Here is a 14735-nt window from a genome sequence, read left to right on the forward strand (position 1 = left end):
CGAGTATGAAGTACGTGAATATAGCTTGATCATTGACTTGGTGGTGATCAAAATTTATCAGGTGTTCTGATAACTCACATTTGTGGACGGATTGGTCGTCTTGAGATTGAGATGCACCCTTGATAAAACCGCCACCATCATCAATCTGGTTTACCTGCAGGACATTAGAAATCGCAGAATCACTGTTTTCATAGTTTACTTTGCAACCTTGGATAAAACTCATATTACTGGCGAGACAGAAACAGATAACCCAACCCACTAATAATAGTGCGCTACGAGTTAGCTGATGTGTGTTTCGACTTGAGATCATATCTAAACTGCAGATGTCTGGTGATGGTAAACGTAGCAATACGACTTAACTAAAATAATAAAGTTCAATTTTTTTCGCATGGCCGATAATTTTCATGAATCAAAGCGATTGAGAATCGTAAAAATCGTATACCAACAATCAGTATCGAAAAGACAATCTGTAAAGCACATCGGCATCAGCCATAACGCTGTCGAGCTGCATGGAATAAATAAACTCGAATCAAAACAGGACATGATCAAGAACACGTATGACCTAACTCTCTGTTTTCTTGCTAGTATTAAATTCATGCTGTTTGTTTATGTATAAGATTTGTTGATTGAATGACGAAGCTTGTTGATATGGGGATGAGATTGGAATGAGACGATTACTGACTGCACGCTTACTCAGTACAGTGCTGTTACTCAGTTCAGTGCTATCAGGGTGCAGTAACTTTAGAAACCTATCTAATGAGATACAAGCTATCGACTCCATAACCAATCAGTACACCATCACCTTGAGTCAACCGGCCTCAGATTCTGCCGTGGTGATTGAACAAATTAAAGACATCAATAAAAGCGAAGTGGATGGCTACGATGGCATCATAGACAGCGACAGTATTCACTTACAACTATCAAATAGCATCCATTACCTACTTATCTTTGAAGATAAGAATCAAGACCTAACCCTACAAGCTGATGAAGCATTCAGTGTGATTAACCTGCGCGATCACAAAGACAAATCGACAATCGAAGTATCACTCGCCATTAATGAGAGTGATGCCCCAAGCGCGTTTGTTGATCGTTCATTGTCCTCACTATTGAAAATAGAGTTAGACCTCGTCGATATAGGTACCGTGGTGAATTTAACAGATTCTCCCTTTGAGAAAAGGAATGCAAAACTCGGTATGTGGCAGCCGCTGACCTTCTTACTTGAAGATAATGCTGGGCTCTATTTTCTATCTGAATATGACCCAAATAAAATCCCAATCCTATTCGTACATGGAATCAATTCAACGGCTTTAGATTTCGCCCCTCTCATTGAAAAAGTGGACCAATCTAAATACCAAATATGGGTGTTTAACTACCCTTCAGGTCTGTCTCTGTCTTTGAATTCGAAAGGCTTAAATAACCTATTCCATACAGTTGTGACTGAATATAAGATCCAACAGTTGCATGTTGTTGCCCACAGTATGGGTGGCTTGATCGTGACTAACAGTATTCGTCAGTGTCGCATTGGGCAGTTATGTGATTTTATTAGCAGCGTAACCACCATCTCTTCGCCGTTTGGTGGTGTCGAGTCAGCTAAGCAAGGGGTGGAATACTCTCCCGTGGTAATGCCTGCTTGGGTTGACTTAAACCCAGACGGCCAATTTATTAGCGACTTATTTGTTGAAAACAATCAAATCCACATTCCCCACTTTTTAGCCTTTGGTTATAACTCGGGTGATCTGTTTAATACCAACAGTAACGATGGCGTCATCAATTTATCAAGCCAGTTATCACGCCCCGCTCAATTGAACGCCGACCAAATTCGTGCTTACAACGAAAACCATCTCAGTATTTTAGATAATGATGATCTGTTTGAAGACCTGTCGAGCTTTTGGCTAGCAGCAGAGCAATAACCCCTCCCTATACATAACCCGACAAACCAGTTGGCGTGAATGGTATGAACATTGGCGGTATTTGCACTGCAAGCCAACACGCCAATCTTTATTCTAGTCCCATAAATCAGCACATGGAGTGACGCTAGGCCTAGCGAGCTAGGTTTCGAAACAAGGATAGTGACTTTCTAACTTGGGATAGAAACGATGACTATCAATGAATTAAAACGCAGAGATTTTTTCAAAGTTATGGGGAAAGGTGCAGTTTCTGCTGCGGCTATCTCTCTGCCTACCTTAGCCAATGCAACACCAACTTCACCAACAAATTTGCCTTCAGATCACCAAACCGTTGACTCGCCACTGGATGCGACTGAGATGGCGAATCTGATAAGAGACAAAAAAGCCTCGCCAAAAGAATTCGTGCAAGAAGCCATCTATAAAATTCGCCAGACAAACGATCAAGTTAATGCGGTTGTTTCTGAGTGCTTTGACTTAGCGCTAGAGCGTGCAAACTCTTTTAACCCGAACTCACCCTTTGCCGGTGTGCCTTTCTTGGTGAAAGACTGTGTTGATGTTGTTGGGCTTGAATGCACCCTGGGTTCGAAGCTAAACCAAGGCAGAAAACCCAACGCGACCTCTTGGTTTATTCGAGCGACTCAAAATGCAGGGCTGAACACCATTGGCATGACGAACATCCCTGAGATGATGACACTAGGCTGCACACAGAACTCCCTTTATGGCGCGACGCGCAACCCATGGGATCTAAGCCGAGGTGTTCACTCATCGACTGGCGGTGGCGCAGCGGCGATTGCAGCTGGCTATGTACCCTTAGTGCACTCTACTGATGGTGGCGGTTCTTCTCGTATGCCCGCTTCGGCGACTGGAATCTTTGGTTTTAAGCCAAGCCGAGAATCTTTGATATCAGGGCTAACTGACGGCTCAACAAACGAAGGTTTTACTCATCAATCGTTTATGTCGAGAACCGTTCGTGACGCTGCTTTGGCAGTTTCAGTCACAGAGCATCATACAAAAAATAACTTTGAGACGACTTTTCCTCGAACTCCAATAGGAATGGTTAATGCTTCTCTTAACCGTCCGATAAAGATTGGCGTCACCCTCAAAGATATCCACGGTAGGCTTCCTGATGAAGATACGCTCGCAGCCATTCGTTCTACGGTCTCTTTGCTCGAAAGCCTTGGGCATATCGTTATCGAAGTTGAACAACCAATCCAAGATGGCGATGTGTTCATGCGTAACTACATGGGCGTATTTGGTAACAAGATGGCAAGCTTTGCTGAGCAGTTCGACCGCTTGGGTATGCCGCTAGAATCAATGCCAGACAAAGTGAGCGACAACGTCGTCTATTTAGCTCGTACGATGCAAGCGCGCTTAAAAGCTACTCCTAGCTTGTATATCGACTCTCAAGAACGATGTCGAAACTTCGCGATCAATCACAACCAAGAGTTCTTTAAAAACATCGACATTTGGCTCACCCCTTGTGCAAACCATGTTCCTTTGGACATCGAATATTTCGACCAGAAAGCGCACTCCGGCAAAGAGATTTGGGCACGTTCAGAGAAATTAATGTCCTACACACCAATCGAAAACGTGGCAGGCAATCCGGCGATGTCGGTTCCCTTGTATTGGAACAAACAGAACCTTCCAGTTGGTAGCCACTTTTCCGCAGCAAGAGGCAACGACCGCCTGTTATTTGAATTGGCCTATCAACTAGAACACGCCAAGCCTTGGGCAAACAGAAAAGCCCCGATTGCGCTTTAAAAAGCGATTCACTTTCAAAACAGTTCAATTTAGAAAATCATTTAAGTACGAGTCTATTGATGAAACATATTATTTTCCTATTCTTGGCAAGCCTGACGCTTGCGCCACATTCATTCGCAGCTCTAGCACCAAGCGAAGGCTTCAGTGGCAACATGACCTTCCTAACTGGCTTCACCGCAAACTCAAGTAACCTCGATGTTGGTCAAAGCAACCATCAATCTCAAGCCGATTTAATGTCGTCGGGTAACACGGAAGCCGAGGGAATGGTCGCGGTTTTGGGTTCGGTGCAATACACCTTTGGCGCTTTGAACCACAAACAGTTTTTCTTAGGTACCTCAAGAGACGACATCATCACAGGTACGTTGGCATTTGAAGTTGGATATAGGCAGCAAGTGGAAAGCGGCATGGTGGTCGATTTTTCTATCTTGCCGACTCTGATATCAGGCGAAGTATGGGATGACCCTTATGCTGTTGACTCAAATAGGAAAGAAACCGACCTCACTGGCACTGTGGTTCGAATGCAGCTTTCAAGAATAATGGGCTCGAACTTTAATCTCGATGTCGCTTCTGGTGAGTCAGACGTAAAAAAAGAAAACACCGGTCTAAAGGGGCTTGGTTTAACTGACGAAGAACGCGCACTGATGATTCGAGAACGAAAGTACTTTTATCTCAAGTCTGGTTATCAGTACTACTTGAAAGATGGGTCAGGCATTCTCACACCTTCAATGAATGTTTTCTCTTCAGATTCTGAGGGTGATGCACTGTCGTTCTTGAGCCTTGGCGCGGAAATCAACCTAGCGAAAAGATACGGAAATCATGGTCTTGCTTTAACACTCAATGCAGCAAAACGCAGCTATGATAAAGAGAACCCAATCTTTAATAAGACACGCGAAGACAAAGACTTTGGCGCCTTCGTTGCTTATGAATATGCCAATATCTTTGAGGCTAAAAACTGGTCTTTGGTGTCACTACTCGGCGCGAAGACAACGAATTCAAACATTGAGTATTACCAATCATCACAATATGTGGTTTCAGTCGGTGTTGATTACAAATTCTAAGATTGAACTGAGGTTTTCATTACTTGTAACCCGTAAACAAATCCTTTAATTTGGACATATTACCGAGAAGAACACTCTTCAATCGCCAGCAATAACAGGGAGTTATGGTGGAAAGTTTTAGTACTCAATTGCCCATATTTTGGTTTAAAACTTTAGATTCTGCTATTCAGGCTAGAATTGGTGACAGCAGCGATATCTGGTCGGGAGCAGAGGTCTATAAACAACTTTGCTCCGCCGAATCGATCTCGGCTTATCAGCTTCAAACCGCCATCACCAACATCTACCAACGCTTCGATCATGAACTGATCGACCTGTTTGATGAGTCCGCTCGCTACTTCGATGAGCTTGAAATGGGCGCGCCGGTAATGGCCATGCTCACCGCGCCAGATCTCGCCAGCTTTTGCCAACTGCTGAGTCGCTACTCCATTCATATACATCCGCTACTGAAAATATTCAGTCGTGAAACAGAAAATGGTGAAGTCGAGCTTTGGGGCGTCACACCCGAGTACATTGACGAAACAACACTGATGACACACATCAGCTTGGGGCTCTATTTCAGTATTATGATCAAGCTCGTTCGCAGGTATCTTAATGCGCCGAATCAAAAGCTCGCCATTCACATCCACAAGAACACCATCGGTGATGAGTTCTTGAGTGTCTATGAGCGTGTCTTTAATGTTGAAATGAAGGAGGGCTTCCCCGCCCGCTATCTCCTTTTTCCTAACGATCTTGTTCAAGCAAAACCTCGCCAATTCCAAGCTGACTTTCATGCAGAGTTAGTACGAATCGCCGATCAACAGATGGAAAAAACATTAAAAACTAACCTGATCTACAAAGTGAATGAAACGTTCAAGGTGCTCGAGGTGAAAGACACCAACCTAGATAGCGTGGCGAACAATCTTCACATCAGCCCTCGAACCCTGAATCGTAAACTTAAACAACAAGGTGTGAGTTTTCGTCGTTTGTTCGATAAATACCGACTTGAGCTGAGCATGACGCTACTGAATCAGAACGACGGCAATATTACCTATGTAGCTCACGAACTTGGCTTCTCCGACTCGAGCGCATTCAGTCGAGCATTCAAAAACTGGACTGGGCACTCTCCTACTGAACTCAGGTCGTAATAGCAGATCTCGCACCCCATATCACTAAGCATCGAACGACATTGTTCTTACTTGGTTTTTTGTTCTTACATATTTTCGATTCTCATGTATTATGTGCGCCCATAATTGTATGACAAATATGTAGCGCCGTTTCTGTATGACCAAAGCCACCAACCACGCGATTTTGCTCTTAGTATTCGCCAACCTGCTCGCCTCCTTTTCAGACGTCTCACTCAAAGTGCTGAACGGTGAAGTGCCCACGTTCCAATATGTGTTTATCCGCCAGCTATTGAGCGTAATGTTGCTGCTCCCTTTTTGGCTAAAGCTACCCAAAGAGACGCGCATGCAAGGTGGTTGTCGCATCAACTTTTTGCGGGCTCAATTCATCCTAATGGGAAGCGGCTGCGCAATGATTGCCATCACACACCTCACCTTGGCGACTGCAAATGCGATGTTCTATGTTGGGCCTATTCTTATGCTCCCGCTTTCTATTGTTTTACTGAAAGAGAAGCCGACATCATCAAAAGTGGTGGCGACATTGATTGGTTTCGTGGGTGTGTTAATCGTGTTGCGTCCAGAGCAATTTCACTGGGCCGCTATTGCAGGCTTAGGCAGTGCGCTCGCGATGGGTGTCGGCAATATTTTGATTAAACGTCTTCACGCAGAACAACACATTATCTCGACACTATTTTGGACCAGTGTGATGACTCTGCCGCTGGCGTTGGCTCTTGCTCTACCTGCATGGGCGGCGATTGAATGGCGCCATGTTGGGTGGATTATGGCAATCAACCTGTTCGTTCTTGGGTACCATGCCCTTGTGGTGGTGGCTTATAAAAAAGCGCCAGCAAACCAAATTGCTCTCGCAGAATACTCAGGGTTGGTGTTTGTGACCCTATTTGGCGTGATGTGGTTTGACGAGATTCCAGACATGCTGACCCTTGTCGGTATTAGCCTGATCGTCATTCCTATGATGCCAATAAAGTGGAAGAAGTACTTCAGCAGGCCAAATCAAACGGCGCTAGATATAGAAGCCAATCAACCTAAGCCCTAATCGTCGGCAGCATCATTACTGCGTATTGAGCTAACCCACTTTCGACATGTTCAAATTAGAAAAGGGACCGGTATTTCTACCCGTCCCTTTTTGGTTTCGTTTATGTCAGGCGCTACTTAACTCAGAGTATTCGCCCCTTTCTCAATTTTCCGACAGACTATTTCTATCAAAACATAAAATGGAGTTTCTAAGTTTCAAGACAAGTAAATGTTTCAATGCGAATTGCGATAGTGCCTAGGGCTTAACCCTGTTAAGCGTTTAAACATACGACTGAAATGGTTTGGGTGGTCGTATCCAAGACTAATGCTTATGTCAGTAATGTTCTGGTCTGAATGTAATAATGCATCTTTGGCTAAGCTTATTATAATCTCATCCAATAACGCCGTATAAGTAACCCCTTCTTTACGTAGACGTCTCTTTAATGTCCGACTATGCAACCCACAAATCTCAGCAGAAAAATCCAAACTTGGCCTTCCTCCTGATAAGTAATGAGGTAAAACGTAACGTAATGCCGCCGAAATAGTTCGCATATTCTTACCTAGATCAGCTTCTGTTTGTGTGAATGCGTATCGAGGGTGATAGACGTTGATATTGGTTTTTAGAGTATCCTCTGGTAATTCAACGCCAGTCACGCCACGTTCACTTATTAGTTGTAATCCATTGTTATTAAAAAGTTTCTTACAACGTTTATGTGTCTTCTCTTGATTATGGGGAGATTGCAGAAATATTCGTTTGGGTTGCCAAACTACTTGCGTTGTTGCGCTTATAAGCTCCTGAAACAACTTCAAGAGGTAACATTCAATGATTGATAAGTTTTCATTGTGAGGGAGTGTATGACGCACTAACCATTTGTTTCCCAATGCATCTATCAATGAAAATTGGCTATCGGGTGTACTGCGGAAAGTCTCATGGGTGAAACAGGTTACAAACCCCTCAACGTTGGAAATATCGTCAAGTGGCAAGGCTTGCAGGATTTTTTCCGCATTTTTTTGCGCTACAACGCTGAGAAACTGAAGCAGTTTTGCCTCAGTCAACTGTTCTTCTAGTAAGTTAAAGACAGAGTAGACCCTCTCTGTAAGTATCACTCCATCGCCTTCATGTAAATTAAAGCTTTTTGGAAACAGTGCTTTATCTAACATGGCGTAAATATCCCAATGTGTCATTTCTAACGCTTCGAGAAAGGTATTAAATTGTGAATACTCCACTAAAGATAGATATTGTTTATTGTTACTCATAGTTTTCAATCTAATCTTGCTGTCCCAAAATGGTATGTTTTTGAGTGTAAGACAGCATATTCTTATTCACAACGAAGTAAGCATATAAACTTTCACAATGACAGAATCATCATCGAATTGTGAAATCACACCCTAGGGGGCAAAATGAAGCATAAAAACTTAGTCATTTTAATTACTGCACTTCTTTCATCATCAGCGTTAGCTCATGATATTGGGCATTCTCACGAGCATGTTGAAGGTGGATGGAATACGGATGCAGGTTTTGTCTCTGACGTTGATGTGAAGTCGAAACTGTGGAGCCCTCGCGGTAAATCTCAAGCTGAGATAGACAAACGTGCTGCATATATTGCCGCATTTTTTGACGCAGGAAGAACTGATGAAGAACGCAAGCAAGATGCCGCGATAAAAGCAAAATATAAAGATGCGATTGTGATTAACTCTTTGATGCCATCTGGCGTAGGTATTCAAGGCATTAAAGAGGAAAAATATGCACAAGCCGTAGCGAAAAACAGAGACAATCAAATCGATGTTATGTCTACAACCGTATGGGCATTTGAAGGTGTTAATGATGAATCCTTCCAAACGACACTTGATAAAACAGACGCAGAGTCAAAAAAGTTAGGTTTGGTTAAGGCTGACAGTGTAGAGGCAATCCGCAAAGCCAAACAGGATGGCAAAATGTCCATCATCTATAACACACAAGGCGCCGATTATATTATCGATGACTTGAGTAAGGTCGAATGGTCACGTGATAATGGAATTATGGTCATGAACTTTACTTACAATAATGACAACGCACTCGCTGGTGGCGGTCAAAGTGATAAAAATCTTGGTGTTTCTGATTTAGGCTCTAAGTTTGTTAAATATGCAAACGAACAAGGCGTCGTTATCGATTGTTCTCATTCATCAGATCAAGCATGTATCGACGCTGCAAAAATTTCAACAAAGCCTGTTATTGCCTCACATTCAAATGCCAAAGGCTTATATGACACAGGCCGTAACTTATCGGATGACGCAATTAGAGCCATTGCAGCCAGCGATGGTGTGGCCTGTACTAATGGCGTAGGACTATTCCTAAATGCTGAAGGTACAGCCAGCATGAATGACATTGCGGAACATGTACAGTATGTGGGTGAGTTAGTCGGACGAGAACATACTTGTTATGGCTCTGACTATTCACACATGTATGGTGACTTCTTAAAAGCCTTCATTGGTGTTGTAGACACATATCCACCAGAGAAAGGTTTTGGCGCACCAACCCAGAATGCAGGTGGAGGCGATATTTGGGGAGTCGCTCGAGTACTGGAAGATAAATACGATTGGTCTGAAGATGATATCAAAGGCTTCTTAGGTGAAAACCTAATGCGTGTTTATCAAGCCAATTGGTAAGTCGCCACTTGTTAGTTCAGTTTTGAAAGCTGATTTGATGCCAATAAAATGGAAGAAGTATTTCGGCAGGCCAAATCAAACGGCCCTAGATATAGAAGCCAATCAGCCTAAGCCTTAATCGTCGGCAGCATCATTACAGCGCATAGAGCTAACCCACTTTCGACATGTTCAAATTAGAAAAGGGACCGGTATTTCTACCCGTCCCTTTTTGTTTTCGTTTGTGTCAGGCGTTACTTAAGCTTAAACACCAACACTTTGTTGTATGCCGTTACCATCAGTAAGTCTTGCTGCTTCCCGCCAATTTCAAGGTTGCTGATATGGCCCGCATCAATAGCAATGAAGTCTATCTGCTTACCGTCTTTATCGAACACACCCACTCCACCATGCGCAGCAACAAAGAGGTTGTCATCGGCATCAACAGCAATGCCATCAACCATAGGTTCAGAACCAGACTCCGCCTTCACTTGGGCAAACTGCGTCTTATTACTGAGTGACTGTCCATCAACATCAAATCGGTATACCCAGCCATCAGATGTGTCGGCAACGTATAACGAAGATTCATCAGAAGAAAATGCGATGCCGTTTGGTAGCTTGAACTCTCCAGTGATCAGCTTTAGATCACCATCTAGGTAACGATAAACGCCATTAACCGGTTGCTCTGGTTCTGCCTTTGCTGGGCCGTAACCTTGGATACCAAACGGAGGATCGGTAAACCACACACTGCCATCACTGTTAACGGTTAAATCGTTCGGGCTATTGAGCAGCTTGCCGTTATAAGTTGCAGCGACAATCACTTTCTCTCCGTTGCCCTGACGGTACGACAGCTTTCTATCATGACGTGCCGCCCACAGGTTACCTTTGGCATCGATATCGAGACCATTAGCATAGCCAGAATTGTCATCAAACACGCTCAACTTGCCGTTAAGATCGTAAGAATAGGTTGTGTTATTTGGGATATCGCTAAACAAGAAACGTTGATGTTCCACATCCCATGTAGGGCCTTCAACAAAGCCGAATGAGTCTCCAACCAATGTTGGGTTGCTTTCTACAACAGAGGCAGCTGAAACATTCATAGAGGCAGCCATTGCAGCGGTAATAAGTAGTAATTTGTTCATTGTTCTTCTCCTTTCTGTTTACGTTTTGAATCTTAGTTTCTTGAAGGAGTGAGAAAAACAGTACAAAATGACTTCACTGTTTACTAAATGGTGTCAATGATGAATTTGATTTATATGCAGACCTTCTTGACTGTCGCCGAAGAGCAAAGCTTCACCAAGGCCGCTGAAGTATTGGATGTGTCAAAAGGTTTGGTGTCTCGGCATGTACAACGACTCGAAGAAACATTGAATTCTAAGCTGTTTCACAGAACGACTCGTTCTATCAGCCTCACGGAAGTGGGTGAAGAGTTGTATTCAAAAGCGAAGCAAATTCAACTATTAGCAACTGAAGCGGAAATGCGTGTCTTAGACATGACGCAGGAAGTGGCTGGCGATTTAAAAATTACCGCACCGATAGAGTTTGGGCGTGCGCTTTGTCGTCATATCATCCCTACTTTCAAGCAAGAGTACCCAAAAGTGGATTTGATTCTCGACTTTGGGCCGATGAAAAAGAAGATAGAGTCTGGCGACTTTGACATTGCTTTTAGAGCCTACGATGAACTGCCTAATGATGTGATTGCCAACGATCTCGGGCACATCCGCAATGTTCTCGTTTGCAGTGCGGATTACGCATCGACTAACCCACTCGCCACCACCAAAGACATCCATAAATGCAGCTTCATTCTTAACAGTCAAAATGAACGCTGGAATCAGCTGGAGTTGATCAATGGTGAGCAAACCTACCATGTTGAAGTAACCGGAAGCGTTAGCTCGAATACCTACAGTTCAATTTTAGAGTTAGCGATGCAAGGAATAGGCGTCGCCAGCTTGCCGTTCTATCAAGTTGAAGAGCAGATCAAACAAGGTGAGCTTATTCACGTGTTCCCAGAATGGTCGATAAAAGCCCAAAAGCTAAGCCTTATCTATGCTCAAAGAAGAGTAACACCACAGAAGTTGGTCACTTTTAACCGAGCGGTAAAAGAGTGGTTAGAATCGAATAACGCTTATACGTTGTGAGTTTTAGAACACTAACCTTTCAATTGGAATGCATGTGCGTTCCATTCATATCAAGCGCAATCACAATACTTTTCAATAGCTGATAGGCTGCCGTGTACTCGTCAATTTTGAAACAGCCTCCCCCTCTAACTCCCCCTCAAGTTGAGTTCATCACCCCCTCTAGATTAACGACCGAGGGGGAGAATCTTCTTTGGCGCTGAATGTGAAAATGCGCATGTAACGATCGGTATTCTGTTCCTCCCCTTTCCACTAAGCACAATGAATCGAAGATGCGGATTAAGGGGAGATTAGGAGGGAATTTGAGGTTGGGCTAACACGAATTTTCCCCAAAACCGTTTAGAGTAAAAGGTCATTCATATACTGTTAGTACTTACTTTCCCTACTAAATCTTATGCGACAGTACTTATTGTTAGAATACCAAATTTATATTTATTCTGGCTCTCTTAAGAACTATGGTTCACTGTTACCCTTATCAATGTCAGCACATAAAGAAGAATCTTGCTCGCACAGTTCTATGCTTTTTTGGGAACGTTGCTTGAGCACTTCTACAACCTCTTTGTTGCCGAACTTATCGCTAATATCACGGTATGTGGTGTAGGCATAATAACTTCCGCCAGTAGCCAAAACGCAGACTCCAACGGTTAAGAATTGAGCTACCTTTCGCCTTGTGTCGGGGGGGAGCTTTTGAATAAAATCTGGCTCTTTTGTGGGTGGCGTTATTCGGTCGCCATCATCTAATTCCACAAAAAAGTCGTGCTCAAGTGCAATTGAAACCAGTTGGGGATACTTATCTACCTGAGGCAATTGACTGTCATCATCGTCTTTCCATTTACTTATTTGAGAAGAGCTTACTCCAACTTCATCGGCGAAAGACTGTTGAGTTTCGTACATTTTAATAAGTTTAGGTAGGAATTGAGGTGCATTTACTATTTTTCTACGGTCTGTCATGTTCTTCTAACCAAATGAAAATTAAGGCTTTCCTTATTTTTACTAACCTTTCCAACTGTTTACTATTATATGTGCACTGGCATAAATATAGTGTGAGCGAGCCCAAACGATAAGGAGTTAGTGAATATGAATCGAGCTTTAAGAGTTGACCCAAAAGTCATTACTGAGTCATTGGCAAAAGGGTTAGTTGGTAGACTTGCCAGAGAATGCGAACAAAACAAAGATCATCTATTAAACATACTTGCCAGTGCTAAAGGCATAAAGAATTTACAGAAAAAGTGTATGAAGTTCATTGGTGATGGCAAGGCAGTGTCAGGCATCTATTTAGGGGATAAGTCGCACATAGCAATGCAGGCATTCTTTGACCCGATGACGCAAAAGTTTGGTGGGGGCTATGTAACTAAGCTTAATGGAAAATACTCTTTTTACGCTTCAGATCTACGTTTTAGCAAACATTCGATAGAGCGATTAATTGAAAGGATGAAACCAGAACACCCTCATATATGCTTGGCCCATGCTATTAATGCGCAGATAGAGTGCAGATTTCGAAATGAACAACAATCCTGTATCAACTTAGATCAAGTCTACCACAACCCCCATGACGGGGTAGACGTGGCACTACCGTATGTACAGGGCGGTAATTTGCTGGGAATGTGGTTTGCAGCGAGCATTGGTGACAGTACCGCTTCTACAGCAAAGTCTCTTACGGCAAAGACGTTTGTTGATTGTTCACTATTGAGAACAGAACAATACCGTGCTTGTATAGAAGTTTACGATCATCAAATGAACAGTAAGGAAGAAGGGCTTACCCATAGTCATATCCCTCTTTGGAAATAATAGCGACATCGTCAACTGATCTGCAACTGCAACTGCAACTGCAAAACTGGACACTGCACCAAGCGAATTTCCCATACTTGAAAAAGCAATTAAGTTTTTAGAAACAGATAATAGTGAGCACTGGATTTAAGATGTCCATATTGCATTTCGACAGTATTTTGAAAACCAACTACCTACAAAGGAAACTATTGAAAAATCTAAATTATAACAGTATGTTACGCTAATACCTCTCAAGAGAGCAAGGAGTTTACTATGACAAAAAAAGCGTTAAAATTGGAAAATAATTATTATATCAATATGGATACGGTGACTGAATTCTCTATTGAAGGTCAATGCCTGAGTATTACTACGACAGCTCACCCGGAGATTGGAAGGTACGTTGTTGCCCTTCAAGGTTCACAAGACGCTTCATATGCTCGTTTTACAGTTCCAATTAATGAGTTGCACCGAATAAAAAGGGAGCTAGGGGAATACATGGGGGTAGATCTAAATTCAGAAGCTTCCTAAAAAGGAAGTATGCTGTTGATCTTTGGCATAACAAGCTGCAGAGGGAAGACTTGTGTTGTGGGTGACTGATGTCGACCTATCGACTAAAAGCTTTGCTATACCTCAGGTAATCCGGTAACTACTAATTTAGTGAAATCTATAAAACGTTTTTGTCCAGAAACGTTTTTAAAATTGATCAAACTCTATTGTCCTCCGACAACAATGGCTAGATATAGAGCGAGCATAGGGTCAGATAGAGTTTGAAAGTAGGTAGTGGTTAGGGGGGAGTTGGTGATCTTAATTACACATCCCTGTGTAACGTATTCTGAATGTCAGCTGGCTTTAAAGCGCTTGATAAATTGACTAAAGCGTGGAATCAGGTTTTGCACAGTCGGCGCATCTGGAATCTCATTTACAAAAATCATAAAGCGCTGTGCTTTACTTTTATCACCTTGAGCAGTCCCTGCTAGTATTGCTTGAGCTAAAATTACATGCTCAGCGGTAACGTCCTTATTCGAAAATTCGTGAATCAACATAGAAAATCCTAATAAGTATAAATACGAATATAATAATACAATATATTGATGTTTATATCGATAGCTTATGGCATTCATCAATGTCAGATTTGTGTAAAAACAATACTGGACAGTGAGCTTAGTGACTTTCCATACTTATGCTAATTCGTGATTTGCTAATACTTGGTTCTCCGAAACTCATTTATGTCCAGAAGCTTCGTAGGATGAATTTTTACCTTTGGCACTTCCTTTCTCGAAAGTGTCCCAAACGTTTCATTAGGTATGGCACGAGTAATACAACTAGCTAATGTGAAAAACAGGTACATTGCTCACC

At 42.7% G+C, this 14735-nt stretch carries 13 protein-coding genes; 9 read left to right on the forward strand and 4 right to left on the reverse strand.

Going from position 1 to position 14735, the window contains the following annotated elements; genetic code table 11:
• Positions 1 to 665 precede the first annotated feature (665 nt).
• The 5 genes from MSG38_RS10685 to MSG38_RS10705 all read left to right on the forward strand — a co-directional run bounded on the left by MSG38_RS10685 (position 666) and on the right by MSG38_RS10705 (position 6880).
• Positions 666 to 1910 carry an alpha/beta fold hydrolase gene (locus MSG38_RS10685; RefSeq protein WP_248401826.1) on the forward strand — a complete coding sequence of 415 codons (1245 nt, stop codon included), beginning with the start codon at positions 666 to 668 and terminating at the stop codon, positions 1908 to 1910.
• Between the two features lie 186 nt (positions 1911 to 2096).
• Positions 2097 to 3668, forward strand: a complete 1572-nt coding sequence (locus tag MSG38_RS10690; protein ID WP_248401827.1) for an amidase — start codon at positions 2097 to 2099, stop codon at positions 3666 to 3668.
• 59 nt (positions 3669 to 3727) lie between these two features.
• Positions 3728 to 4726 carry a DUF2860 family protein gene (locus MSG38_RS10695; RefSeq protein WP_248401829.1) on the forward strand — a complete coding sequence of 333 codons (999 nt, stop codon included), beginning with the start codon at positions 3728 to 3730 and terminating at the stop codon, positions 4724 to 4726.
• A 104-nt stretch (positions 4727 to 4830) separates the two neighbouring features.
• A complete protein-coding gene (locus tag MSG38_RS10700) occupies positions 4831 to 5850 on the forward strand; it encodes a helix-turn-helix transcriptional regulator (RefSeq protein ID WP_248401831.1) in 1020 nt (339 codons plus the stop codon).
• Positions 5851 to 5986: 136 nt separating this feature from the next.
• Positions 5987 to 6880: a DMT family transporter gene (locus tag MSG38_RS10705; protein WP_050712174.1), complete on the forward strand. Its 894-nt coding sequence runs from the start codon at positions 5987 to 5989 to the stop codon at positions 6878 to 6880.
• A 212-nt stretch (positions 6881 to 7092) separates the two neighbouring features.
• Here the strand turns inward: MSG38_RS10705 and MSG38_RS10710 are convergent, their stop codons facing one another.
• Positions 7093 to 8115, reverse strand: a complete 1023-nt coding sequence (locus MSG38_RS10710) for an AraC family transcriptional regulator (protein WP_248401833.1) — start codon at positions 8113 to 8115, stop codon at positions 7093 to 7095.
• A gap of 144 nt (positions 8116 to 8259) precedes the next feature.
• Between MSG38_RS10710 and MSG38_RS10715 the strand changes: the two genes are divergently transcribed.
• Positions 8260 to 9504, forward strand: a complete 1245-nt coding sequence (locus MSG38_RS10715; RefSeq protein ID WP_122082058.1) for a membrane dipeptidase — start codon at positions 8260 to 8262, stop codon at positions 9502 to 9504.
• A gap of 230 nt (positions 9505 to 9734) precedes the next feature.
• On the opposite strand, the gene MSG38_RS10720 is transcribed toward MSG38_RS10715, so the two are convergent.
• Positions 9735 to 10619: an SMP-30/gluconolactonase/LRE family protein gene (locus tag MSG38_RS10720; protein WP_050622063.1), complete on the reverse strand. Its 885-nt coding sequence runs from the start codon at positions 10617 to 10619 to the stop codon at positions 9735 to 9737.
• A 99-nt stretch (positions 10620 to 10718) separates the two neighbouring features.
• Between MSG38_RS10720 and MSG38_RS10725 the strand changes: the two genes are divergently transcribed.
• Entirely contained in the window at positions 10719 to 11615 is an 897-nt protein-coding gene (locus MSG38_RS10725; protein WP_050622064.1) for a LysR family transcriptional regulator, read from the forward strand.
• 450 nt (positions 11616 to 12065) lie between these two features.
• On the opposite strand, the gene MSG38_RS10730 is transcribed toward MSG38_RS10725, so the two are convergent.
• Positions 12066 to 12563, reverse strand: coding sequence for a hypothetical protein (locus MSG38_RS10730; protein WP_141922196.1), 498 nt, complete (start codon positions 12561 to 12563; stop codon positions 12066 to 12068).
• Positions 12564 to 12689: 126 nt separating this feature from the next.
• On the opposite strand from MSG38_RS10730, the gene MSG38_RS10735 reads away from it, so the two are divergent.
• Together MSG38_RS10735 and MSG38_RS10740 are read left to right on the forward strand one after the other, a co-directional pair.
• Positions 12690 to 13400 carry a hypothetical protein gene (locus MSG38_RS10735; protein WP_141922193.1) on the forward strand — a complete coding sequence of 237 codons (711 nt, stop codon included), beginning with the start codon at positions 12690 to 12692 and terminating at the stop codon, positions 13398 to 13400.
• 252 nt (positions 13401 to 13652) lie between these two features.
• Entirely contained in the window at positions 13653 to 13907 is a 255-nt protein-coding gene (locus MSG38_RS10740; RefSeq protein WP_141922192.1) for a hypothetical protein, read from the forward strand.
• A 311-nt stretch (positions 13908 to 14218) separates the two neighbouring features.
• On the opposite strand, the gene MSG38_RS10745 is transcribed toward MSG38_RS10740, so the two are convergent.
• Entirely contained in the window at positions 14219 to 14422 is a 204-nt protein-coding gene (locus MSG38_RS10745) for a pyrophosphatase (RefSeq protein WP_248401835.1), read from the reverse strand.
• Between the last annotated feature and the right edge of the window lie 313 nt (positions 14423 to 14735).

The organism is Vibrio sp. 1CM24A (assembly GCF_023161725.1).
Classification (GTDB): Bacteria; Pseudomonadota; Gammaproteobacteria; order Enterobacterales; family Vibrionaceae; genus Vibrio; species Vibrio coralliirubri.

Coding starts and splice junctions, on each gene's coding strand:
- MSG38_RS10735 (WP_141922193.1), top strand. CDS start 12,690: ATGAATCGAGCTTTAAGAGTTGACCCAAAAGTCATTACTGAGTCATTG.
- MSG38_RS10725 (WP_050622064.1), top strand. CDS start 10,719: ATGAATTTGATTTATATGCAGACCTTCTTGACTGTCGCCGAAGAGCAA.
- MSG38_RS10695 (WP_248401829.1), top strand. CDS start 3,728: ATGAAACATATTATTTTCCTATTCTTGGCAAGCCTGACGCTTGCGCCA.
- MSG38_RS10710 (WP_248401833.1), bottom strand. CDS start 8,115: ATGAGTAACAATAAACAATATCTATCTTTAGTGGAGTATTCACAATTT.
- MSG38_RS10745 (WP_248401835.1), bottom strand. CDS start 14,422: ATGTTGATTCACGAATTTTCGAATAAGGACGTTACCGCTGAGCATGTA.
- MSG38_RS10700 (WP_248401831.1), top strand. CDS start 4,831: ATGGTGGAAAGTTTTAGTACTCAATTGCCCATATTTTGGTTTAAAACT.
- MSG38_RS10740 (WP_141922192.1), top strand. CDS start 13,653: ATGACAAAAAAAGCGTTAAAATTGGAAAATAATTATTATATCAATATG.
- MSG38_RS10715 (WP_122082058.1), top strand. CDS start 8,260: ATGAAGCATAAAAACTTAGTCATTTTAATTACTGCACTTCTTTCATCA.
- MSG38_RS10690 (WP_248401827.1), top strand. CDS start 2,097: ATGACTATCAATGAATTAAAACGCAGAGATTTTTTCAAAGTTATGGGG.
- MSG38_RS10730 (WP_141922196.1), bottom strand. CDS start 12,563: ATGACAGACCGTAGAAAAATAGTAAATGCACCTCAATTCCTACCTAAA.
- MSG38_RS10705 (WP_050712174.1), top strand. CDS start 5,987: ATGACCAAAGCCACCAACCACGCGATTTTGCTCTTAGTATTCGCCAAC.
- MSG38_RS10720 (WP_050622063.1), bottom strand. CDS start 10,619: ATGAACAAATTACTACTTATTACCGCTGCAATGGCTGCCTCTATGAAT.
- MSG38_RS10685 (WP_248401826.1), top strand. CDS start 666: ATGAGACGATTACTGACTGCACGCTTACTCAGTACAGTGCTGTTACTC.